Annotated in this window: 21 protein-coding genes and 1 tRNA gene; 4 read left to right on the top strand and 18 right to left on the bottom strand. The window is 68.6% G+C overall.

Annotated elements, in window-relative coordinates:
- Positions 1-90: 90 nt before the first annotated feature.
- Positions 91-459, top strand: coding sequence for an MAPEG family protein (locus ACFO27_RS10315; protein ID WP_376817253.1), 369 nt, complete (start codon positions 91-93; stop codon positions 457-459).
- Here ACFO27_RS10315 and ACFO27_RS10310 read toward each other — a convergent pair.
- The 4 genes from ACFO27_RS10310 to ACFO27_RS10295 form a co-directional block, all read right to left on the bottom strand.
- Entirely contained in the window at positions 410-1,525 is a 1,116-nt protein-coding gene (locus tag ACFO27_RS10310; protein ID WP_376817252.1) for an AI-2E family transporter, read from the bottom strand. The genes ACFO27_RS10315 and ACFO27_RS10310 overlap by 50 nt on opposite strands.
- 24 nt (positions 1,526-1,549) lie before the next feature.
- Complete coding sequence (locus ACFO27_RS10305; RefSeq protein WP_376817251.1) at positions 1,550-2,779, bottom strand: DUF3422 domain-containing protein; 1,230 nt, start codon at positions 2,777-2,779, stop codon at positions 1,550-1,552.
- Positions 2,780-2,929: 150 nt separating this feature from the next.
- Entirely contained in the window at positions 2,930-3,157 is a 228-nt protein-coding gene (locus tag ACFO27_RS10300; protein ID WP_376817250.1) for a hypothetical protein, read from the bottom strand.
- A gap of 261 nt (positions 3,158-3,418) precedes the next feature.
- On the bottom strand, positions 3,419-3,982 hold the full coding sequence (locus tag ACFO27_RS10295; RefSeq protein ID WP_376817249.1) for a DUF488 domain-containing protein: 564 nt from the start codon (positions 3,980-3,982) through the stop codon (positions 3,419-3,421).
- Positions 3,983-4,096: 114 nt separating this feature from the next.
- On the opposite strand from ACFO27_RS10295, the gene ACFO27_RS10290 reads away from it, so the two are divergent.
- Complete coding sequence (locus ACFO27_RS10290) at positions 4,097-4,480, top strand: RNA-binding S4 domain-containing protein (RefSeq protein ID WP_376817248.1); 384 nt, start codon at positions 4,097-4,099, stop codon at positions 4,478-4,480.
- Here the strand turns inward: ACFO27_RS10290 and ACFO27_RS10285 are convergent.
- From ACFO27_RS10285 to ACFO27_RS10260, 6 genes are all read right to left on the bottom strand, one after another.
- Positions 4,477-5,562: an acyltransferase family protein gene (locus ACFO27_RS10285; RefSeq protein WP_376817247.1), complete on the bottom strand. Its 1,086-nt coding sequence runs from the start codon at positions 5,560-5,562 to the stop codon at positions 4,477-4,479. The genes ACFO27_RS10290 and ACFO27_RS10285 overlap by 4 nt on opposite strands.
- A 290-nt stretch (positions 5,563-5,852) precedes the next feature.
- A tRNA-Asn gene (locus ACFO27_RS10280) sits at positions 5,853-5,928 on the bottom strand.
- A 70-nt stretch (positions 5,929-5,998) separates the two neighbouring features.
- Entirely contained in the window at positions 5,999-7,624 is a 1,626-nt protein-coding gene (locus ACFO27_RS10275) for a DHA2 family efflux MFS transporter permease subunit (RefSeq protein ID WP_376817246.1), read from the bottom strand.
- Entirely contained in the window at positions 7,621-8,829 is a 1,209-nt protein-coding gene (locus ACFO27_RS10270) for an HlyD family efflux transporter periplasmic adaptor subunit (RefSeq protein ID WP_376817245.1), read from the bottom strand. Before ACFO27_RS10270 ends, ACFO27_RS10275 begins: the two co-directional genes overlap by 4 nt.
- Before the next feature lie 19 nt (positions 8,830-8,848).
- Positions 8,849-10,276: an efflux transporter outer membrane subunit gene (locus tag ACFO27_RS10265; protein ID WP_376817244.1), complete on the bottom strand. Its 1,428-nt coding sequence runs from the start codon at positions 10,274-10,276 to the stop codon at positions 8,849-8,851.
- 88 nt (positions 10,277-10,364) lie between these two features.
- Complete coding sequence (locus ACFO27_RS10260) at positions 10,365-10,901, bottom strand: MarR family winged helix-turn-helix transcriptional regulator (RefSeq protein WP_376817243.1); 537 nt, start codon at positions 10,899-10,901, stop codon at positions 10,365-10,367.
- 27 nt (positions 10,902-10,928) lie between these two features.
- Here ACFO27_RS10260 and ACFO27_RS10255 point away from each other — a divergent pair, with 27 nt between their 5' ends.
- Complete coding sequence (locus ACFO27_RS10255; RefSeq protein ID WP_376817276.1) at positions 10,929-11,882, top strand: DMT family transporter; 954 nt, start codon at positions 10,929-10,931, stop codon at positions 11,880-11,882.
- Here the strand turns inward: ACFO27_RS10255 and ACFO27_RS10250 are convergent.
- The 6 genes from ACFO27_RS10250 to norR all read right to left on the bottom strand — a co-directional run bounded on the left by ACFO27_RS10250 (position 11,851) and on the right by norR (position 18,302).
- Positions 11,851-12,204: an ArsC family reductase gene (locus ACFO27_RS10250; RefSeq protein ID WP_376817242.1), complete on the bottom strand. Its 354-nt coding sequence runs from the start codon at positions 12,202-12,204 to the stop codon at positions 11,851-11,853. The genes ACFO27_RS10255 and ACFO27_RS10250 overlap by 32 nt on opposite strands.
- On the bottom strand, positions 12,201-13,385 hold the full coding sequence (locus ACFO27_RS10245) for a DUF3734 domain-containing protein (protein WP_376817241.1): 1,185 nt from the start codon (positions 13,383-13,385) through the stop codon (positions 12,201-12,203). The genes ACFO27_RS10250 and ACFO27_RS10245 overlap by 4 nt, the downstream gene beginning before the upstream one ends.
- The gene (locus tag ACFO27_RS10240; RefSeq protein WP_376817240.1) at positions 13,372-14,271 is read right to left on the bottom strand and encodes a LysR substrate-binding domain-containing protein; all 900 of its coding nucleotides are present in this window, start codon (positions 14,269-14,271) and stop codon (positions 13,372-13,374) included. Before ACFO27_RS10240 ends, ACFO27_RS10245 begins: the two co-directional genes overlap by 14 nt.
- A 70-nt stretch (positions 14,272-14,341) precedes the next feature.
- Positions 14,342-14,719 (bottom strand): SirB2 family protein, encoded by a 378-nt coding sequence (locus ACFO27_RS10235; protein WP_376817239.1) that lies wholly within the window; start codon positions 14,717-14,719, stop codon positions 14,342-14,344.
- Positions 14,720-14,801: 82 nt separating this feature from the next.
- Positions 14,802-16,592 (bottom strand): ABC transporter ATP-binding protein/permease, encoded by a 1,791-nt coding sequence (locus ACFO27_RS10230; RefSeq protein WP_376817238.1) that lies wholly within the window; start codon positions 16,590-16,592, stop codon positions 14,802-14,804.
- Between the two features lie 129 nt (positions 16,593-16,721).
- Complete coding sequence (gene norR, locus ACFO27_RS10225) at positions 16,722-18,302, bottom strand: nitric oxide reductase transcriptional regulator NorR (RefSeq protein WP_376817237.1); 1,581 nt, start codon at positions 18,300-18,302, stop codon at positions 16,722-16,724.
- A 196-nt stretch (positions 18,303-18,498) separates the two neighbouring features.
- Here norR and ACFO27_RS10220 point away from each other — a divergent pair, with 196 nt between their 5' ends.
- Positions 18,499-20,778 (top strand): nitric-oxide reductase large subunit, encoded by a 2,280-nt coding sequence (locus ACFO27_RS10220; protein ID WP_376817236.1) that lies wholly within the window; start codon positions 18,499-18,501, stop codon positions 20,776-20,778.
- Between the two features lie 251 nt (positions 20,779-21,029).
- Here the strand turns inward: ACFO27_RS10220 and ACFO27_RS10215 are convergent, their stop codons facing one another.
- Both ACFO27_RS10215 and ACFO27_RS10210 read right to left on the bottom strand, forming a co-directional pair.
- The gene (locus ACFO27_RS10215; RefSeq protein ID WP_376817235.1) at positions 21,030-21,878 is read right to left on the bottom strand and encodes an ABC transporter permease; all 849 of its coding nucleotides are present in this window, start codon (positions 21,876-21,878) and stop codon (positions 21,030-21,032) included.
- Entirely contained in the window at positions 21,875-22,726 is an 852-nt protein-coding gene (locus ACFO27_RS10210) for an ABC transporter permease (protein ID WP_376817234.1), read from the bottom strand. Before ACFO27_RS10210 ends, ACFO27_RS10215 begins: the two co-directional genes overlap by 4 nt.
- Position 22,727: the final 1 nt, after the last annotated feature.

Genomic DNA, 22,727 nt, shown 5'->3' with positions numbered 1-22,727 from the left:
GCCGCTTCGAGCGCGGGATTGCGCCACGCCGCAGCCGTGTGCCGTCATAATACGGACGAACGTCGAATATCTGTCCGAGAGAGGTTGGGAATGGGCTGGATCCAGGGATTGATGGTGGCGGCGGCCGTGCTGCCGTACGGGGCCGCGCTGGCGGCCAAGGCCGGCGGACGCCGGTTCGACAACAATGATCCGCGCCCCTGGCTGGCCGCCCAGGAGGGCTGGCGGGCGCGTGCCAACGCGGCGCAGGCCAATCTGTTCGAGGGCCTGCCGTTCTTCTATGCCGCCGTGCTGTACGCCTTGCACGCCGGGGCGCAGCCGGGCCGGCTGGCGGGGCTGATGGGCGCCTGGGTGGCCCTGCGGATGCTGTACGTGTTGGCCTATGTCCTGGGACGCGGCACGGTGCGCTCGATCATCTGGGGAGCCGCTCTGGCGGTGAATCTGGCGATTCTGTGGGCTTGATGTCCCGCAGCCCCTGCTGGTGCTGGGCGATCGCGTCGGGGAACAGGTCCCAGCAGGCCATGCACAGCGCGGCGAACAGCGGGCCGATGACGAAGCCGTTCAGGCCGAACACCGACAGGCCCCCCAGGGTGGAGATCAGCACCACGTAGTCGGGCAGCTTGGTGTCCTTGCCCACCAGGATGGGGCGCAGCAGATTGTCCAGCAGCCCGATGACCAGCACGCCGAACAGGATCAGGACGATGCCCTGCCACAGGGCCCCCGTGACCAGGAAGTAGATGGCGACCGGCACCCAGATCAGCGAGGCGCCCACGGCCGGCAGCAGGGAGAGGAAGGCCATCGTCACCCCCCAGAACAGGGAGCCCTGGATGCCCAGGAAGGCGAACATCAGGCCGCCCAGCAGGCCCTGGGTGACGGCGATGACGATGTTGCCCTTGACCGTGGCGCGCACCACGGTGGCGAATTTCTGGAACAGGCCGTGGCGGTGCGAGTCTTCCAGTGGGATCAGGCGCTTGAGCCTGGGCACGATGACGGCTCCGTCGCGCAGCAGGAAGAACAGCAGATACAGCATGATGCCCAGGCCGACCACGAACTGGAACGTGTTCTGGCCGATGTTGACGGCCTGCTTGGCCAGGAACTGGCTGGCCTGCAGGGCGCCGGTCGAGAGTTTCTCGCGGATGCTGAGCAGGTCGCCCAGGCCGAAGGAATCCAGCCAGCCGTGCACGGAAGGCGGCAGGGCGCCGACGATCTGCTCGTAGTAGCCGCCCAGGTTCAACTGGCCGGAATTGATGCGGGTGTACAGCCCGGCGATCTCGTTGGCGAGCGAGGCGGCGATGAACAGCATCGGCAGGATCACGATCAGGGTGATGCACAGTAGCGTCAGGAAGGCCGCCAGGCTGGGGCTGCGTCCGCCCAGGGCGCGCAGCAGGCGCCGGTACAGGGGGCTGAAGATCACCGCCAGCACGCCGCCCCAGAAGATCGCCGCGTAGAAGGGCAGCAGGATGCTGATGAAGGCGATCGAGACGGCGGTCAGCAGCAGCAGGAAACTGCGGAAGTGCAGGGTGGGCATGGTCGGGCGGTGGTGTCGATGGCGTCAGTGGCGCCGTGCGTTGCGGATGCGGTAGGCGATCGCGCCGATGATCAGCGCCGCCAGCGGCGTGCCTGCCAGCAGGGCGGTGCGGGGCGGCAGTTCGAATCCCAGCGTGAGCACGCCCTGGTACAGCAGCTTGAACAGGCTGAACAGATAATAGCTGATGGCGATGATGGACAGGCCTTCCACCGCCTTCTGGATCTTGATCTGGGTTTCGGCGCGGGTGCTCAGATTCTGCAGGATCTGGCTGTTCTGCTCCTCCATCTCGACCTGGACGCGGGCCTGCAGCAGGCTGCTCAGGTGGGACACGGCGCTGCCGATGCGGCCCAGGCGCTGGTCGGTGGAGGCGCAGTAGCGCACCGTGGGGCGGAAGCGCTGGGCGATGAAGGTGCCCAGCTGCTGGCAGTCGCCGGTGCGGCTTTCGTGCAGTTCCGCGATGCGCTCGAAGACCAGCTGGGCATAGGCCTCCGTGGCGCTGAAACGCAGCCGCGTGCGGGCGCTGGTCTGGGTGATCCGGGCCGACAGGCGGGTGATGCGTTCCAGCAGGGCCTTGATTTCCTGGGATTCGGCGCGGGCGTTGGCATCGGACAGGGCGGCCAGTTCCTGCTCGTACTGGCGCAGTTCGGCGCCCAGGGCGCGGGCGACGGGCAGGGTCAGGGATGCCATCAGGCGGTAGGTCTCGACTTCCAGCAGGCGGCGCACCATGCGGCCCAGCCGCCGGCCGTCGAACTGCCGGTTGAGCACCAGCATGCGGTTCAGCCCGTTGCCGTTCAGGCGCAGGTCGCTCCAGACGAGGGCCTTGCCGTCGTCCAGGCTGGAGCCGACCGGATCCTTGAAGCCGTAGTCGTCGATCGATCCGCGCCAGGTGGCCTCGGATTCCACGCAGACCTGATCGGCGTTGATCAGCAGGGCGCTGTGGGCCTCGGCGACTTCGGCTAGCACGGGCGGCAGGGCGGCCCAGGGCGTGGCTTGCGCGCCGGGCATCACCAGGGTCAGGGTCAGGAATTCGGTGTGCCGCTCCCATTTGAGCCGCGCGCCGCCCACCGGAAATTCGCCCTGGGGCAGGGTGGGATCGGCCAGCGCGACGTGGCGGTCGCACAGCGAGCGGACGATGGTTTCCGCCGACTCGTGCTCGTCCAGGAAGGCCAGGTGAAAGACCTGGGCCGGCGCGTCGAAATACATCGAGGGGCGGGCGTGCAGCTCGTTGTGCAGGGCGTGGCGGTGCGGGTGCATGCGGCGGGTCGGGACGGGGAACGGAAAAGGAACCCAGTGTATCGGAAGTCCCGGCGAGGCTGTGTGAAAAACGAAAAACGCCGCGGGCGCGAGCCGGCGGCGTGGAAGGGCGGGCGGGAACGCGGCGTGCCGCGCTCCCGTGCCCCGGGTTCATTGCGCGGGGGCTTTCTTGGCCTTGGCGTGGTGCGCCGTCGTGCTCTGGTGGCCTTTCGTCGCCTTGGCATGGTGGGTGGCCATTTTCTTGCCGGCATGCTGCGGGGCGGATTGCGCGGCGGGCTGGCTGGCGGGCGCATCGGCGGCAAAGGCGGATGCCGTGGTGAGGCCGAGGACGGCGGCCGAGCAGGCGACCAGGAAAGCAATGCGGGAACGTGTCGTCATGACATCAACTCCAGAGAACGCCCCGACACCCTTGTGTCCGGGCCGGTGGCGGACCACCTGATGCTCAGAACGCCGCGCGGGACGGAAGTTCGTCCGGGCCATTCGCCGGTTTGTAATCAGGTGTTCCGCCGCGTCCGGAAGGCGCTCCATCCGGAATCAGGCGCGGCGCGGGTTCCGGTCGTGCGGCCCGGCCCGGGCGGATGCAGGTGATTACGAGGCTGACGGCGAGTTGAACGGCAAGGCGCGCGCTCGGGCGCGCGGTCAGGGCGCGGGCGGTGCGGCTTCCGGCGGCCGGGGTTCCGGATACACGACCGAACCGTCGTCCCGGACCACGGCGCCCGGCGTCAGGCTGGCCGGCTCCAGCCGGCCCGCACCCATGATGTGGAGCACGGGGATGCCCCGGGCGATCAGGTGATCGGCCACGATGCGCCGGTGGCAGCGCCACCAGACCGATTCCGAGCACATCATGGCGGTGGGCCGGGCCCGGCCCCGCGCGATCAGCGCCTCCAGTCCCCGGCGGAACGCATCGCCCAGGGCGTAGTCCGCGTAGTGGTGGAAGCTGTCGTTTTCCCAATATCCGTTGGTATCGGCCGGCACGGTCTTCGACTTGCCGCGCAGGCCGCCCAGGTCGGCCATGTGCTCGTAGGCGATGCCGCGGTCCGCCAGCGTCTCGGGCAGGGTGTCCCGGTTGAACTGCGGGTTGGACCGCGAGCGCGGCACGGTGCGGATGTCGGCCAGGCATTCGATGCCGGCCCGGGCCAGCAGGTCGATGAACTCGTCCAGGCCGCGGTTGGAGTGGCCGATGGTGTAGAGGGGGTTCGTCATGGATCGACGATAATCCTGCCTTGGGTGGGGGACAAGCCGGGCGGGACGCCCGCAAGCCCCCCCGGGGAGCGGCGGCCCCCTCGGAGCGCCGCGAACAGGCAGGATGGATGCGCGATGGACAGGATGCGACTGGACAAATGGCTGTGGGCCGCCCGTTTCTTCAAGACCCGCAGCCTGGCGACGCATGAGATCGACGCCGGGCGGGTGCTGGTCGGCGGCCAATCGGTCAAGCCCGCCCGCGAGATCGCCGTGGACGACCTGGTCGAAGTGCGCCGGGCCGGCAGCCCGCCGGTGCGGGTCCGGGTGCGTGCGCTCAGCCTGGTGCGCGGCCCGGCGCCCAAGGCCGCGCTGCTGTACGAGGAAACCTCCGACAGCGTGGCGGCGCGGGAACACGCCGCCGAGATGCGCCGCCTGGCGCCCGAGCCGGCCCGGGATTTCGAGGAGGGCCGTCCCACCAAGCGCGACCGGCGGCAGATGGACCGGTGGCGGGGGCGTTAGCCCGGCGCGAGGCGCCTGGCGATCCCGGCCTTCGCCTTCCTGCAGTAGATCGCGCAGGCGACCGGGATCAGCGTGGGCAGGATGATGTAGAGCGGAGAGAACACCGGGCTGTGGAAGTGGTCCAGCGGCGCGGCGTCCCGGATGTCGTAGAGTCCCAGCGCCTGGAAGGCCAGGTCGAGGAACAGGTAGCCGATCAGGTGATAGCTCATGATCGCCTTCGATTCCTTGCCGGCCGCCTCGAACAGATCCATCCTTTCGCTGGACAGCACCCACGATAGGTAGAACGTCGAATAGATGCCGCAGCAGATCCTGATGAATGCCATGAGGAATCCGTCCGGGTATTTGCTCCAGGCCATCACGACCGCGTGGTCGAAGCCCGCCTGCGAGGACACGTACATGATGAAGAACGCGGCGATGAATCCGTACAGGTTCAGGAGCTTCCACAGGAACGGCCTGGCCACGTATCCGGCCAGATAGAAGGCGGATGCGACGCAGCATTGGCTCAGGTAGTTGTAGCCGATGTCCCGGCCGGCCTGGAAGCGGCCGGCGAAGGTTTCCATGCCGAGGTATCCCAGCGCCAGGATCGCCAGGACGTAGGCTCCGGATGCGAATTTCCATTCGTGCGTCGCCTTGATGAGCGGGAACAGCGCGGACGAGGTGACCGCATAACAGACGATGAACCAGAGGACGAGGAAATAGGTGTTCTGCTCGAAGTTCGTCCGGTAATTGGCGCGCAGGATGTCGAGGATCGAGCCGCCACCGAATGGGTCGCCCTGGATGTCGACGCCCAGGCCGTTCCTGAACAGGACCGCCACCGATCCGATCACCAGGTAGGTCGAGATCGCGTACAGCACGTGCTTCCTGGCGATCCCCGCGTAGAATTTCCGCGCGCCGGCGCGCGGGTCGAGCAGCAGCCCGCCGATGAAGAAGAACAGGGGCATGTGGAAGGTGTACGGCCGGTAGAAATCGAAGAGCGCCCCGTGGTAGTGGCCGATGACCACCATGACGATGCCCATGGCCTTGGCGTAATTGATCGCCAGGGATTCGCGTTGGGTCGGTTTGTCGTGGACGTGGCGTTCCATCTGCTTCCTTCGCGATGGCGTGGTTCCGTCGCGGCCCGGCGCGGGGCCGCTTCACCGTGTTGCCGGAACTGAAAGCGTAACATCGGCGAACGCCGCGCAGGGGCGGTATGGCCGTACGCGAAGTAAGCGTGCGTCACCGGATGTGGCGATCGGACGGGGCGCCGCGATGCCGGGGCGCGGTGCGCGCGGTGGCGGGCATAAAACTACTGGATATTGGACAGCGTCTAATATCCCGTCCAATACAGGCAAAACAAAAGGACTTAGGTTTTCACCTAAGTCCTTGAATTTCTTGGCTCCCCGACCAGGGCTCGAACCTGGGACCTGCGGATTAACAGTCCGTCGCTCTACCGACTGAGCTATCGGGGAACTGCGAAGAAGCGAAACTATAGCATAAATTTTCGTGTGTGCGCAAAGCGCTTTGCGCCTCGCGCACGGATCAATGCGCGCCCGCGGACGCCCCCGATCCGCCGTGCGCCGCCGACTTCGGCCGGGCCAGCCAGATCAGGCCGATCAGGACCAGGAAGATCAGCGCCGAGGCGTAGAAGATGTCGGTGGCCGACATCGTGTAGGCCTGCTGGTTGATCACCCCGTCCAGCATGCCCGCGCCGCGCTGCGGGTCCACGCCCAGGCCCTGCAGGCCGCCCATGATGTGGTCGAAGGCCGGTTCGCCGGGGCGGGCGACCTCCGTCAGGCGGCTGTGGTGCAGCGTGGCGCGGTTGTCCCAGATCGTGGTGGTGATCGAGGTCCCGAAGGCGCCGCAGACCAGGCGGAAGAAGTTCGACAGGCCGGCGGCGGCGGGGATGCGGTCCGGGCTCAGGCCCGACAGGGAGATCGTCGTCAGCGGGATGAAGAACGTCGCCATGGCCGCGCCCTGGATGAAGGTGGGCAGCATCACCGTGTACAGGTCCACGCTGGTGTTGAACTGGGCGCGCATGTAGCTGATCAGGGCGAAGATCAGGAAGGCGATGGTGGCGATCGGGCGCGGATCGTGGCGGGCCAGCATCTTGCCCACCACCGGCGACAGGATGATGGCCAGGATGCCCACCGGGGCCGAGGCCACGCCCGCCCAGGTGGCCGTGTAGCCCATGGTGTTCTGCAGCCACAGGGGCAGCAGCACGACGGTGCCGAAGAACACGCCGTAGGCGACCGACAGGGCGATGGTGCCGGAGGTGAAGTTGCGCTGGGCGAACAGGGTCAGGTCCACCACCGGATGCGCGGCGGTCAGCTCCCAGATCACGAAATAGACGAAGGCCACGACCGTGGTCACGGCCAGCACGCAGATCAGCGGGCTGGCGAACCATTCGAGCTCCTTGCCCTTGTCCAGGATCAACTGCAGGGCGCCGACCCAGACGACCAGCAGGAACAGGCCCATGCGGTCGATGGGCAGGTGGACGCGGCGCGATTCCCGGGCCTTGTAGACCTGCCACGAGGCCCAGCCGGCGAGCAGGCCGACTGGCACGTTGATGTAGAAGATCCAGGACCAGGAGTAGTTGTCCGAGATCCAGCCGCCCAGCAGCGGCCCGGCGATCGGGCCGACCAGGATGGTCATGGACCAGAGCGCCAGGGCCATGCCGGCCTTGGCCCTGGGATAGCTGGCCAGCATCAGGGACTGCGACAGGGGAATCATCGGCCCGGCCACCGCGCCCTGCAGCACGCGGAAGAACACCAGCGATTCCAGCGACCAGGCGAAGCCGCACAGCCAGGAACTGATGACGAACAGCAGGACCGACAGCACGAACAGGCGCACCTGGCCGAAGCGCTGCGTCAGCCAGCCGGTCAGCGGCACGGTGATGGCGTTGGCCACGGCGAACGATGTGATCACCCAGGTGCCCTGGGTGGCGCTGACCCCGAGGTCGCCGGCGATGGTGGGAATGGAGACGTTGGCGATCGACGAGTCCAGCACGTTCATGAACACGGCGGCCGACAGGGCGATGGTGCCGAAGGTGCGGGCGCTGCCTTCCAGGGGCGGATAGCCCCCGGCGGGCGGCTGGGCCGGGGCGGCGGGCGCGTCGTCCGGCCCCTGGCCGGCGTCGTCTTCCAGGGTGGTGGGCGTGGTGCTCATGAGCCGATGTTGTCCTGGATGATCTGGCGGATGCGGGCGTCGACCTCGGCCGGGTCATGGTCGTAGACCGGGGTGCTCAGGGCGGGCTCGGCCGCCTGGCCGTCCTGGCCTGGCTTGCCTTCGTCCGCCTGCTTGGGGGCGGAGGACAGGTCGACCTCGACCGTCATGGACAGGCCCACGCGCAGGGGATGCTCCTGGAGTTCCTTCGGGTCCAGGCGGATGCGCACGGGCACCCGCTGGATGACCTTGATCCAGTTGCCGCTGGCGTTCTGCGCCGGCAGCAGGGCGAAGGCGCTGCCGCTGCCGGCGGCGATGCCGACGACCGTGCCGTGATAGACGATCTTGCCGCCGTACAGGTCGGAGACCAGCGTGGCCTTCTGGCCGGGCCGCATCGCGTCGAGCTGGTTTTCCTTGAAGTTGGCCTCCACCCACAGGCTGTCCAGGGGCACGATCGTCATCAGCGGCGTGCCCGGCTGGATGCGCTGTCCGAGCTGGACGGAGCGTTGGGCGACCATGCCGCCCACCGGGGCCAGGACGCGGGTGCGAACGCCGGCCAGCCAGGCCTGGCGCACCTGGTCGGCGGCCTGCAGCACGTCGGGGTGAGTGGCCACGGTGCTGCCCCGGGTCAGGGCCTGGTTGGTGGCCAGCTTGGCGCGCGCGGCCGCCAGGCCGGCGCGGGCCTGGGCGAGGCTGGCCTCGGCGGATTTCACGGCAACCTGGGCGTGCAGCAGTTCTTCGCCGCTGACGCCGCCGGTGCCGCGCAGCGCGTCGCGCCGCTGCAGGTCGTTGCGCGCCTTGCTGAGCTGCGTTTCCGCCTGGGCGACGTTGGCCTCGCCCACGGCGACGTCGGCCGCCAGGGCGTCGTTCTGCACGAACAGGGTCTGGGTGTGGCGCACGGTCTGGGCCAGGGCCGCTTCCGCCTGGGCCAGGGCGATGTCGGTGTCGCTGCCGTCCAGGGTCACCAGGCGGACGCCCTGGGCGATGGCCTGGGTTTCCTCGGCGCCGATGGCGACGACCGTGCCGGGAATCTGGGCGCTGACCTGCACCAGATTGCCGTGGACGTAGGCGTCGTCCGTGGATTCGTAATGGGCGGCGAAGAGCAGCCACCACGCGCCGTAGAGCAGGGCGGCCAGGACGAAGACGCCGGTGGCCCAGAGCAGCAGGCGGGTGCGGGCGGGGGAGGTGCTGGGACTGGATGCGGTCATGATGCGGTCGAAGGAAAGTTCACTGTTGGGTCGGGTTCGCGGCGGCGTTCGGCGTGCCGTCGTCCTGGACGTAGCCGCCGCCCAGGGCGGTCGCCAGCTGCACGTCCAGCAGATAGGCCTGGGCGTGCAGATCGGTGGTCTGGACGGTCTGCTTCAGGGCTTCGCTCTGCGCCAGCAGCACCTGCACGAAGTCGCCCAGGCCGGCCTTGTAGCGGCGCAGGGCCACGTCGTAGGCCGAGGTGATGGCCTTCATGCTGGCTTCCTGGTGGCGGATCTGTTCATGCAGCGACCGGATCGAGTCGCGGGCGTCGGCCACTTCGCGCAGGGCGCCCAGGATGGTTTCGTTGTAGCGGGCGATGGCCTCGTCGCGCTCGGCGCGGCGGCCTTCCAGCCGGGCGTTCAGGCCGCCGGCGTTGAAGATCGGCAGGGTGATGACCGGCCCGGCGCTGTAGTTTTCGCTGCTGCCGCGGACCAGCTTGTCCAGGCCCAGCGACAGGTAGCCGGCGGCGGCCGACAGGTCGATGTTGGGCAGGAAATCGGCCTTGGCCGCGGAGACCTCGGCGCCGGCCGCCTCGGCCTGCAGGCGCGCGGCCGTGATGTCGGCGCGCCGGCCCAGCAGGGCCATGGGCAGATGGCCGGGTACGTCGGGCGGCAGCGCGGCGCCCGGGCGCGCGGCCAGGGCCGGCAGCTGTTCGGGCGACTGGCCCAGCAGGGCGGCGAGCTGGTGGTGCAGCAGCTGGACGTTGTTGCGCGCCTGGCTGAGTTGCACCCGGGCGGACGAGACCGCCGAGTCGGCCTGGTCCACGTCCACCTGGGTGCCCAGGCCGTTCTTGTAGCGGTCGCGGGTGATGTCCAGGGCTTCCTGCAGCTTGCTGGCGATGTGGCCGATGGCGTCGGCCTGGGCCTGGGCGTTCTGCAACTGGAAGTAGGCCTGGGAAACCGCCGAGACCAGCAGCACGCGGGCTTGCCGGCGGGAGGCTTCGGCCGCGGCGGCGCGCTGGGCGGCGGCGCCGGCCAGCGCGCGCTGGCGGCCCCACAGGTCCAGGTTGAAGTCCAGTTGCAGTCCCAGCCCGGTGTCGGTCTGGTACGAGCCGCTCAGGGGGGGCGGATAGATGTAGTTTTCGCTGTAGCGCTGCCGCGTCAGGTGGTAGTTGGCGTTGATCTGCGGCCATTGCACGGCGCGCGCGCCGCGCGCGGCGGCCCGGGCGATGCGCACGCGGGCCGCCGCGGCGTCCAGGGACGGGTTCGAGCGCAGGGCCTGGTCGATCAGGCCGTCCAACTGGGCGTCCTGGTAGCGCGTCCACCACCGTTCGCCCGGCCAGGCGATGGTGTCGTCGGACAGTCCCAGGGACTGGGCATCGAGCGCCCGGGTGGCGGGCGCGCCCGGATCCATGGGAGCGCAGGCGGAAAGCGACAGGGCGAGCAGCAGGGGAATGAGCGGTTTCATGCTGACAGGAAGCTGAATATTATTGATAGGGTCTGTATCTGACTAGGCAATTATATAGGCGCGGGCCGGCCGGCCGGGCATCCCGGGGTCAGGGCTCCGGAGGGTGCTCGGCGGCCTGTTGCAGGAGGTGCTGCTCGCCGTTGGCGATCATGCGCTTGAGCAGGGCGAAGAGCATGGTGATCTCGGCCTCGGAGAGGCCCTGCAGGTGGATGTTCAGCGTCTCCGCGATGGCCGGCAGGATGCGCGCGGCGACTTCCCGGCCGGTGTCCGTGAGCACGACCTTCACGACGCGCCTGTCCTCGGGCACGCGCTCGCGCCGCAGGAAGCCCTTGGATTCCAGGCGGTCGAGGGTGCGGGTGACGGCGCCGGTGTCCACGCCCATGGCCCGCGCCATCTCGGCCGGGGTGTCGACGCCCTTGTGCTCGATGAGCAGCAGGGGGCGCCACTGGTTGGCGGTCAGGCCCAGCGGGCCGGCCTTCAGGTCGATGACCCGGTGCATCAGGGTGTGGACGTGCTTGATCAGCAGGCCGATGTTGCGGTCCGCCCCCAATTCGGTCGGGTTGCCGCCGTAGTGGCAGCAGGGCTGGCCGACCGCGGGGGTGTCTGGAGTGCCGGGAGATTGCATGATGTTAAAATGCTATCACATCAATATCTGACTAGGCAAACAAAAATGGCGATGCCCTCCCGCGGCATGTTCTGGACCGGTTTCGTGCTGGCGGGCTTGGGCGCCGTGCTGTTCTCGGCCAAGGCGATCGTCGCCAAGCTGCTGTACCTGCACGGGGTGGACGCGCTGGACGTGATCGGTTTTCGCATGCTGCTGGCGCTGCCGTTCTTCGCCGGGATCGCCCTGGCGCAGATGTCCCGTGCGCGCCGCGGGCTGCTGGCCCGGCTGGATCGGCGCGACAGCCTGCGCATCGCGCTGCTGGGCTTCATCGGCTACTACCTGTCCAGTTTCCTGGATTTCCTGGGGCTGCAGTACATTTCCGCCGGGCTGGAACGCCTGATCCTGTTCCTCGCGCCGACTTTCGTGCTGCTGTTTTCCGCCTGGTTCCTGCGCAAGCCCATCGCGCCGCGCCAGTGGCTGGCCATGGCCCTGGCCTACGGCGGGGTGGCCCTGGTGTTCTGGGCCGACCTGTCGATCACGGGCGATGACGTCGTCCTGGGCTCGGCCTGCGTGCTGGGCGCGGCGTTTTCCTATTCCATGTACCTGATCGGCTCGGGCGAACTGGTCGAGCGGGTCACGGCCACCCGGCTGACGGCCTATGCGATGACGGTGTCGGCCGGGGTGACGATGGTGCATTTTTTCGCGGTCAAGGGCCTGGCCGGGCTGGACCAGGGCCTGCCTGTCTATGGCCTGTCGCTGATTCACGCCACGGTGAACACGGTGCTGCCGACGTTCATGATCATGTGGTCGGTGGCGCGCATCGGGGCGCCGCTCACGGCCCAGCTGGGGCTGCTGGGGCCGGTGTCGATCCTGTTCCTGGCCTGGCTGTTCCTGGGCGAGCCGATTACGGTGCTCCAGGTGGCGGGTACGGTCCTGGTGGCCATTTCCGCCATCGTGCTGGGGCACCGGCCTAAAGCTTCTCCGCCCAGGTCGCCTCGTTGAAACCCACCGTCACGCTGCCGTCGGGCCACTCGACCACCGGGCGCTTGATGATGCTGGCCTGGTCCAGCATCAGCCGGGCGGCGCTGGCGGCATCCTGGATCCGCGCCTGCTGGTCGGGCGGCAGCTTGCGCCAGGTCGTGCCCTGGCGGTTGACGAGCTTTTCCCAGCCCGCCTGGGCGATCCACTGCGGCAATCGCGCCTCGGGCACGCCGGCTTTCTTGAAGTCGTGGAACCGGTAGGGCCGCTGCCGCGCATCCAGCCAGGCGCGGGCTTTTCTGACGGTGTCGCAATTGGGGATGCCGTAGACGGTCAGGTCGTTCATTTCATGCTCTCTTCGATTTCATCGCGATGCACGTCGTGGGTGATGAATCCGGCCGCGTTCTCGGGCATCGCCAGGTACCGGGGGTGGGCCAGCGTGCCGCGGATGTCGTGCAGGCCCATGGCCCAGTGCTCCCGCATCGTCGCCAGGCCGAACTGGTAGTCGCGGAAGTGCTGCTCGTAGGGCTTGTCGCGGTAGATCAGGTGGATGATGTTGCTGCGTTTGTCGCTGGCCAGTTCGGCGGCCTGCCGGCAGGCCGGGTCGCCGTCGCGCTGCTTGGCCGGCACGCGGTCCAGGACCTGGCGCAGCAGGCGCTGCATCCTGCGGTAGGCCTGCATCTGGTCGGTCACCAGCCGGGTGCGGCTGGAATAGCGGATGTCCTGGACGCGGTCGCCGACTTCGCTCAGGCTGCGCGGCACCGGGCCGCGCGCCGACCACAGGTCCACCTGGAACACCAGCGTGTCGCGGGCCAGGCTCTGTTCCAGGATCCAGGACAGGGGGGTGTTGGACACCAGGCCGCCGTCCCAGTAGTACTCGCCGTCGATCTCGATGGCGGGGAAGGCCGGGGGCAGGGCGCCCGAGGCCATGAAGTGCTCTGGCCGCAGGCGGGTGCGGCGGTTGTCGAAATAGGCGAAATTGCCGGTGCGCACGTTGACGGCGCCGATCGACACGCGCAGCCCGGCGTCGTTGATGCGGTCGAAGTCGCACAGGGATTCCAGCGTATCCTTCAGCGGGCGGGTGTCGTAGTGGCCGACGCAGGCCGGGTCCAGGGCGGCGGACAGGGCCGCGGGCGGGAAGCGGGGGTGGAAGAAGCCTTTCTGCCCGACCATCAGGGCGCTGCCGGCGTGCAGCGCGCCCAGGAACTGGCGCGCCAGGTCGTTGATCTGGAACAGGCTGTGCTCCAGCAGCGGGTTGGCCACCGGGCCGACGTAGGGCTGGCAGATGGTGTTCCAGAAGTCATGCAGCCGTTCGATGCGCCGCTCGGGCGGGTTGCCGGCGATGATCGCGGCGTTCAGCGCGCCGATGGAGATGCCCGCCAGGTCGGTCAGTTCGATGCCCGCCTCGTGCAGGCCTTCGTAGACGCCCGCCTGGTAGGCGCCCAGCGCGCCGCCGCCTTGCAGCACCAGGGCGCGGGTTTCGTAGGCATGGGCCGCGGCGGCCGGGCGGGATTCAGTCTTGGGCATGGGATCCGATCTCCAGGGATTGCAGGAAGGCTTCGATCAGGGCGCCGCGATAGCGGCTGCGGTGCAGTACGATGGACAGGCGGCGGTCGAGCTGCAGGAATGGCGTGCGCAGCACGCGCAGCCGGCCCGTCGCCACGGCGTCCAGGGTGGCGGCGTAGGGCAGGCAGGCGATGCCCAGGCCGGCGATCACGGCCTGCTTGATGGCCTCGATCTGGCCCAGCTCCAGCAGGATGCGTCCCGGGGGCAGGGCGGTCATGGCCTGTTCGGTCAGGCTGCGGGTGGCCGAGCCGCGCTCGCGCAGGATCCAGCGGGCGTCCGCGAAATCCCGGGGCTGCAGCCGCGCGCGTTGCGCCAGGGGGTGCGCCGGTGCGGCGCAGACGACCAGCGCGTCGTTGCGCCAGGGCAGGGTTTCGAGCTGGGCATGGTGCACGGGGCCTTCGACGCAGGCGATGTCGACGGCATGGTCGAGCAGCATGCGGGTGATGTCCCGGGTGTTGTCCACGGTCAGATGCAAGGCCACCATGGGATGTTGGGCCGCGATGGGGCCCAGAAGTTCCCCCACCAGGTAGTTGCCGACCGTGTTGCTGGCGCCGATGCGCAGTTCGCCTTCCAGGGCGCCGCGGGCGTCGTGATGGCGGCGCTGCATGTCGCCCAGGCGTTCCAGGATCTCGCGGGCCAGGGGCAGCTGTTCCGCGCCCTGGGCGTTCAGGCGCAGGCGGCCGCGCTCGCGGTCGAACAGGGCGGCGCCCAGCTGGCGCTCCAGTTCGCCCAGGGCCATGCTGACGGCGGGCTGGGTCAGGTGCAGCCGGTCGGCGGCCTGGCGCACGCCCCCGGCCGTGGCGACCGCGACGAAGACTTCGAGCTGGCGGATGCTGAGGCCGAGCATGGCGGTCGGGTCCCCGGATGGATATAAGTTTTATTTATATCACGGCGACCCGGCCCCGGACGGGCCCGGATCAGGCGAACCAGGACGCGGGACTCTTGGACAGCGCCACGCCGACGATGTAGGCGAAGATCGCCACGGCGCACACGGCGGCGATCAGCCGCGCCCGGGGCGTGCGGCCGCGCTTGATGGCATACGAGCCCACGCCGATGTAGGCGATCAGCAGCACGATCTTGGTCAGGATCCAGGGCTGCTCGGGGCCGATCATGGCCGCCAGGATCACGCCGCAGGTCAGCAGCACGGTGTCGATCACGTGTGGCAGGATGCGCACCAGGCGCTTCTGCAGCAGGGGGGATCCGGTCACGGACCAGTAGGCCCGGATGAGGAACAGGACGATGCTCAGGCTGACGGCCGTGACGTGCAGGTGCTTGATGGGAAAGTAGTAATTCATGGCATTGGGAGAGGGTGCGGCCAGGGCGAGTGTACCGTACCCGGGAGCGCCGGGCGGCGATGGCCCGGCTCCCGGCGCGGGTTCATTCGATCGGGTTCAGGGTCCAGCCGCCGTTTTCGCCCTGCAGGGTCAGCTCGACGCCGTGGTGCCGGCGCAGGGTGCCGCGGTGGCCGACGCTGATGATCCGGGCCTCCGGCAGCTGTTCGCGCAGCAGGCGGTACATGGCGTCCTCCAGGCCTTCGTCCATGGCGGACGTGGCTTCGTCCAGGAACGCGGCCTGGGGCCGGGCGATCAGCAGGCGGCCGAAGGCCAGGCGCTGCTGCTCGCCCAGCGACAGGATGCGGCTCCAGTCGTCCTCGACGTCGAGCCGGTCGCGCAGGTGGCCCAACTGCACGCGGTCCAGGATGGCCTCGTCCTGGCCGGGCGGGACCTCGTCGGCGGGCTGCGGGTAGTGCAGGGCCTGGCGCAGGGTGCCCAGGGGCAGGTAGGGCTTCTGGGCCAGGAACAGGGCGGAGGAATCCGGGCGGATGATCTCGCCCGATCCGTGCGGCCAGATGCCGGCGATCATCCGCAGCAGCGTGGTCTTGCCCGAGCCCGACGGGCCGCGCACCAGCAGCGGCTGGCCGGGGGCGACTTCCAGGCTCAGGTCGCGGATCAGCGCGTGGCCGTCGGGACGGTTCACGGTCACGCCCAGCAGCGCCAGGCGGCCGCCGTCCTGGTGGGTGCGCGGCAGTTCCATGGCGCGGGCCGCGTCGATGGTGTCGTCGAATCCGGCCAGACGCTCCAGCGTGGCGCGGTAGGTGGCGAAGCTGTCGTAGATGTTGCGGAAGAAGGACAGGTTGTCCTGCAGGCGGCCGAAGGCCTGGGCGGTCTGGATCAGGTCGCCCAGGCTGATCTGCTTGGAGAAGAAGCGCGCCGCCTGGAGGATGAAGGGAAAGACCACGGCGGTCTGGGTCACGACGAAGTTGAAGCCGAGGAATTTCAGGGACCGGTGGATGATGTCCCAGGCGTTGCCGATCACCTGGGCGAAGCCGTGGCGCAATGTCCGGCCCTCGACGCGCTCGCCGCGGTAGAAGGCGATGCTTTCGGCGTATTCGCGCACGCGCACCAGGGCGTAGCGGTAGTCGGCGTTCAGCTTCTCGTTCAGGAAATTCAGCCGGATCAGCGGCTTGCCGATCCAGATGGCCAGCAGGGTGGCCAGGAACACGTAGATGAAGACCAGGAACACCATGGCCCGGGGGATCTCGTAGCCCAGCACGGTCATGGGGCCGGACAGGTTCCACAGGATCACGGTGAAGGCGATGGTGGACACGAGCGCGTTGATCAGTCCCACGGCCAGGGTCATGGAGCTCTGGGCGAAGTTGGTGATGTCCTGCTGGATCCGCTGGTCCGGGTTGTCGGCCAGGTGGCTGAGCGATTGCGAGCGGTAATAGGCCTGGCCCTGCATCCAGCGGCCCAGCAGCTGCTCATTGAGCCATTCGCGCCAGTGCACGACGAAGGCCTGCTGGACGTAGAAGTCGAACAGGGACCGGATCACGTGGACGGCCGCCAGCAGCGAGAACAGCAGCATGGCCGCCCAGAAGCCCGGCTCGTCCAGCGCCTGCAGCGCGCTGTACATGGTGTTGTACCAATTGGAAAACAGCACGTCCAGGCGCACGGCCGCGAGCGTCAGCAGCAGGATCAGGGCGACGCCGGCCAGCGGCTTCCAGCTGCGGCGCAGGGAGAAATAACCGGCGCTCAGGCGCCGGAACTGCCGCCCCCAGCGCGTGAAGCGCGTCAGGCCCCAGATGACGACGGCGCCGGCCACCAGGGTGAGCGCGTAGGCCTTGGCCAGCCACAGGCCGCTTTCGATCAGGACGTCTTGCCATTGCATGGGGTGCGGTTCCTTGTAGGACGATCGGAGGCGCCCGCCGAGCCGGGTCGAGCGTGAGGATTGTAGTTGGAGGCGCGGCGATGCGGAATAGTTCCGGCGCGGCGACGGCGCGCGGCGGCCGGAATCGGTTCAGGACAGGGTGCCGGGCTCGTGCTTCATGCCCAGGCGGCGGGCGAGCTTGTGCAGGTTGCTGGGATCCAGCCCCAGCGCGCGCGCGGCCTGGGCCCAGTTGCCGCGGGTGGCGGCCAGGGCCTCGCCGATGGCGCGGCGCTGGCAGGCCTCGACGCTGTCGCGCAGCGGCGGAATGGCCTGGGCGGACGCGGACTCGGCCGCCGGCGCGGGGTCGCCGGCGGCGAGGGCCCGCGCCGGGGCGTCCGCGGGCGGTTCGGGCGGAGGGATGTCCAGGTCCAGCAGTTCCGGGCCGATGGTCAGCACCTGGTCGCGCGAAGCGCCGCGGCTGAGCATCTTCAGCGCCGCGCGGCTGATGACGTGCTCCAGCTCGCGGACGTTGCCGGGCCAGGGGTACTGGCGCAGGGCGCGCTCGGCCTCGTAGGACAGGCGCACGCCGCGCAGCCCCAGGCGCGCGCGGCTGAATTCCAGGAAATGGCCGGCCAGGATCAGGACGTCGCGGTCGCGCTCGCGCAGCGGCGGGATCGGGATGGGGTAGACCGAGAGCCGGTGGTACAGGTCGGTGCGGAACAGCCCCGCCTGGGTGTTGGCCTTCAGGTCGCGGTTGGTGGCGGCGATGATGCGCACGTCGGTCTTGATGACCTGGTCCGTGCCCAGCCGCTGGATCTCGCCGTTCTGCAGCACGCGCAGCAGCTTGGCCTGCAGGCTGAGCGGCAGTTCGCCGACCTCGTCCAGGAACAGGGTGCCGCCCTGGGCGGCTTCGAAGCGCCCGGGGCGGTCGGACGTCGCCCCGGAAAAGGCGCCCTTCACGTGGCCGAAGAGCTCGCTTTCGGCCAGGGATTCGGGCAGCGCCGCGCAGTTCACCTGGATCATGGGCTGCTGGCTGCGGCGCGAGCGCCGGTGCAGGCGGCGGGCGAACAGGTCCTTGCCCACGCCGGTCTCGCCCAGCAGCAGGATGGGCAGGTCCGAGTCGGCCACCAGGTCCAGCTCGTGCAGCAGCGACTGGATGGCCTCGCTGTGCCCCAGGATCTCGGTGGCCTCGCCGATGCGCTCCAGCCCCTGCTGGGTGCTGCCCAGCTGGCGCAGCTGGCGGTTCTCTCGTTCCAGGTCGGTGACCCGCACGGCCGCCTGCAGGATCAGGCCGAGCCGCAGCAGCCGCGCGCGCGCGGCCTCGTCGAAGGCGCCGGTCGTCAGCGCGTCCAGGGTCATGATGCCCCAGGGGCGGTCCTGGCGGTACAGCGTCATGCCCATGCAGTCGTGTACCGGCAGCGGCGAACCCTTGCGGTCGTCGAGCAGGCCGTCGTAGGGATCGGGCAGCACGCTTTCGGGATCGAACCAGGTGGGTTCCCGGCGCGACAGGATGGTGGCGAAGCGCGGATGCTGGGCGACGACGAAGCGCCGCCCCAGGGCCTCGTGGGCCAGGCCGGCGGCGGCGACCAGGTGCAGGGTGTCGGCCGCGTCCAGCATCAGCAGGCCGACGGCGTCGCAGGCGAAGGCCTCGCGGATGGCCGTGGCGGCGCGCTGCAGGCGCACGCCATCGGGCAGGTCGGCGGACAGGTCGTTGAGCAGCGTGGTTTCCATGAGGGTGCTTTATACCATCTAAAGGTATTTTCCACCCTGTTTAAAAGGGTAAAAAATACCGCTTTTGATCTGCGTCAGTAGTTTCCCTAGGTGATGGAGTTGGCACGCTTATTGCTACATGAAAGATGAAGCAAACCACGTGGCGCCGACCGGGCGCCGTATCCGGAACCTCTCGCGGCTGCAGAAGGAGCGCAGAATGGGTGAGTACAAGAAGTTATGGTGGACGCTGATCGGCGTCCTTTTGGTGGCATTCGCCGTCCTGGGGTGGATGGGCAAGGAAGTCTATCACCACGCCCCCCCCATTCCGGCGCAGGTGGTCACCACCGATGGCAAGGTCGTGACGACCGGGACCCAGATCCTGGACGGCCAGAGCGCCTGGCAGTCGGCGGGCGGGATGACGGTCGGTTCGATCCTGGGGCACGGCGCCTACCAGGCGCCGGACTGGACCGCCGACTGGCTGCACCGCGAACTGACGGCCTGGCTCGACCTGGCCGCGCAGGAACAGTACGGGATGAAATTTTCCCAGCTGGACGCGGACGCCCAGGCTTCGCTGCAGCGCCGCCTGAAGGAAGAGTACCGCAAGAACACCTATGACGCCGCCACGGGTGTCGTCACGGTGTCCGACCGGCGCGCCCAGGCGATCGCCCAGACGGCCGCCTACTACGACAAGCTGTTCGGCGACGACGCCTCCATGCACGAGTCGCGCAGGCACTTCGCCATGAAGGAAGGCACGCTGCCGTCGCCGGAAGCCCGCGCCCGCCTGGCGGACTTCTTCTTCTGGACCGCCTGGGCCGCCGCGACCGACCGGCCCGACAGCGTCGCCACCTACACCAACAACTGGCCGCACGAGCCGCTGATCGACAACGTGCCGACGGCGGAAAACGTCATCTGGTCCATCATGAGCGTGATCATCCTGATCGCGGGCGTGGGCCTGCTGGTCTGGGCCTGGGCGTTCACGCGCAAGGAGCACGACGACGGCCCCGCGCCGGCGCGCGATCCGATCCTGCAGATCCCGCTGACGGCCTCGCAGCGCGGCCTGGGCAAGTACCTGTTCCTGGTCGTGGCCCTGTTCGTCGCGCAGATCTTCATCGGCGGCTTCACCGCGCACTATACGGTCGAAGGCCAGACCTTCTACGGCATCAACGTGTCGCAATGGCTGCCGTATTCGCTGGTGCGCACCTGGCACATCCAGGCCGCCCTGTTCTGGATCGCCACGGGCTTCCTGGCCGCCGGCCTGTTCCTGGTGCCGATCCTCAACGGCGGCAAGGACCCCAAGTACCAGAAGCTCGGCGTGGACGTCCTGTTCTGGGCGCTGATCCTGGTGGTCGTGGGTTCGTTCACCGGCAACTTCGCCGCCATCGCCCACCTGATCCCGGCCGAATGGAGCTTCTTCCTGGGCCATCAGGGCTATGAATACGTCGAGCTCGGCCGCCTGTGGCAGATCGGCAAGTTCCTGGGCATCGTGTTCTGGCTGGTCCTGATGCTGCGCGGCATCGTGCCGGCGCTCAAGCAGAAGGGCGACAAGAACCTGCTGGCCCTGTTCAGCGCCTCGGTGATCTGCATCGGCCTGTTCTATGGCGCCGGCCTGGCCTACGGTGAGAAGACCAACATCACCATCATGGAATACTGGCGCTGGTGGGTGGTCCACCTGTGGGTCGAAGGCTTCTTCGAAGTGTTCGCCACTACGGCGCTGGCCTTCATCTTCTCGACCATGGGCCTGGTGTCCAAGCGCGGCGCCACGATCGCCAGCCTGAGCTCGGCCGTGCTGTTCATGCTGGGCGGCACGCCGGGCACCATGCACCACCTGTACTTCTCCGGCACCACCACCCCCATCATGGCCATCGGCGCCTCGTTCAGCGCCCTGGAAGTGGTGCCGCTGGTCGTGCTGGGCTACGAAGCCTGGGAAAACTGGCGCTTGAAGGAACGCGCGCCGTGGATGGAAAACCTGCACTGGCCGCTGAAGTTCTTCGTCGCCGTGGCGTTCTGGAACATGCTCGGCGCCGGGGTGTTCGGCTTCATGGTCAACCCGCCGATCTCGCTCTACTACGTGCAGGGCCTGAACACCACGGCGGTGCACGCGCACGCGGCCCTGTTCGGCGTGTATGGCTTCCTGGCCCTGGGCTTCACCCTGTTCGTGCTGCGCTACGTGCGTCCGAACATGCGCTTCAACGACAGCCTCATGAAGACGTCGTTCTGGTGCATGAACATCGGCCTGGTGATGATGATCACCCTGAGCCTGCTGCCCATCGGCCTGATGCAGTTCCACGCCAGCGTCAGCGTGGGCACCTGGTGGGCCCGCAGCGAGACCTTCATGCAGCAGGACATCCTGCAGACCCTGCGCTGGACCCGCACCTTCGGCGACGTGGTGTTCATCGTCGGCGGCCTGGGCGTGATGTGGCAGGTCGTGACCGCCCTGTTCGACGGCAAGGCGGCCGCGCCGGCCGCCGACGCCGGCCTGGCCGCGCAGCGGACGTAAACGGCTTCATCTTGCAAAAGGGGCGCCCGAAACGGGCCCCCGGCCGGCCCGCCTCGGAAGAGGCGGGCTTTTTCATGTGCGCGTCCTTCAGACCCCGATGTCCTCGTTCCAGAGGCGCGGGTGCCCGGCGATGAAGCGGCGCATCGGCTCCAGGCATTCCGGGTCCTGCAGGACCTCGATCCCGACGCGTGGATTCGCGGTAGACGTCGGCCGTCCGGGGCGGCCCGGGCGCCGGCGCGCTCCGGCCGCTCCTAGGCCTTCTTCCTCGCGTCGCCGCCGAGCGCCGCCTTGGACAGCCGGTCCAGCAGCAGCGCCACCGCGACGATGGCCAGGCCGGCGCGCAGCCCCAGGCCCATCTCCATCCGCGTCAGGCCGCGGGTGACTTCGGCCCCCAGGCCGCCCGATCCGACCAGGCCGGCCAGCACCACCATCGCCAGCGACAGCAGGATGCACTGGTTCAGCCCGACCAGCAGCGTGGGCATGGCGGCCGGGACTTCGATCTTGAACAGCACGGTGCGCGGCGGCGCGCCCAGCGCCTGGCCCAGTTCCAGCAGATCCTTCGGGATCTGGTTGAACGCCAGCGTGGTCAGCCGCAGCATCGGCGGGATGCCGTAGACGATGGTGGCGATGATGGCCGGGACGCTGCCCAGGCTGAAGAGGATGACGGCCGGGATCAGGTACACCCAGGGCGGCACGGTCTGCATGATGTCCAGGATGGGGCGCAGGACGGCCGCGAGGCGCGGATGGCGGGATGCCAGCACGCCCAGCGGAAAGGCGATCGTGACCGACAGGGCGACGGCCACCGAGACGAGGGTGATCGTCTGGATGGCTTCTTGCCACAGGCCGACGCCCCAGCAGAAGCCCAGCGCGAGGACCGTGACGGCGGCCGGGCGCCGGCCCAGTGCCCACAGGGCCAGCCCGGCGGCCGCGAGGATCAGGCCCCACGGCGGCAGGATCAGCAGCAGCGCCGTGACGCCGTCCAGGACGATCTGGATGACGCCGCTGACGAAGGCGAAGAACGGATGCCAGTGGGTATTCAGCCAGTCCACCGCCGGGGTCAGGAACGCGCCGGGCGAGAATTGGGGGAGGATGCCGTTCATGCCTTTCTCCTTCCGGGGCCGGAACGGTCGGCGCTCTGGCTGAGCCGGTCCAGGATCATGGTCAGGATGACGATGGCGATGGCCGCGTCGATGGACTTGGCGATGTCGAGCTTGCGGATCGCGTCGTAGATGGTCTGGCCCAGGCCGCCGGAACCGACGATGCCGGCGATGACGACCATGCCGAACGCCATCATCAGGCTCTGGTTGATGCCGGCCATGATGCTGGGCAGGGCGAAGGGCAGCCGGATCTTGGCGAACATCTGCCAGCGGGTCATGCCGGTGGCCATGCCCAGTTCGATGTATTCGATGGGCGCCATCCGCATGCCCAGCGAGGACAGGCGGAACGCCGGTGGGATCGCGACGACCAGGGTCGAGACCAGGGCGGTCGCGGGGCCGTAGCCCAGCAGCGCGATCCCGGGCAGCAGGTAGATGTACGGGGGCAGGGTCTGCACCAGGTCCAGCACGGGGGCGGCCAGCCGGTCCAGCGCCGGGACGTAGCCGCTCAGGATGCCGGCCGGAATGGCGGCCGCCAGGGCCAGCAGCGTGGCGGCGATCACCAGGGCCAGCGTGCCGATGGTCTCTGGCCAGAGATTCATCAGCTGGCAGGCCGCCAGTGCGACGGCCGCCAGGCCGCCGAAACGCCAGCCGACCAGGCGCCAGCCCAGCAGGCCGATGGCGAGCGCCACGACGTAGAACGGCGTCAGGTCCAGCAGCCACAGGATGGCGCCGTAGAAGCCTTCCAGGCCGCCCTGGATCGCGGTGAAGACCTGGCTGGAACTGTCCGTCAGGTGGGCCAGGGCGTCGTCCATCCAGCCGTCGAACGCGGAGATCAGATCGGTATCGTTCATG

Origin of the sequence: Castellaniella denitrificans (assembly GCF_042653765.1) — a bacterium.
Classification (GTDB): domain Bacteria; phylum Pseudomonadota; class Gammaproteobacteria; order Burkholderiales; family Burkholderiaceae_B; genus Castellaniella; species Castellaniella denitrificans.
Note: the sequence above shows the minus strand (reverse complement) of the source record. Positions and strands in the feature narration are given on the sequence as shown.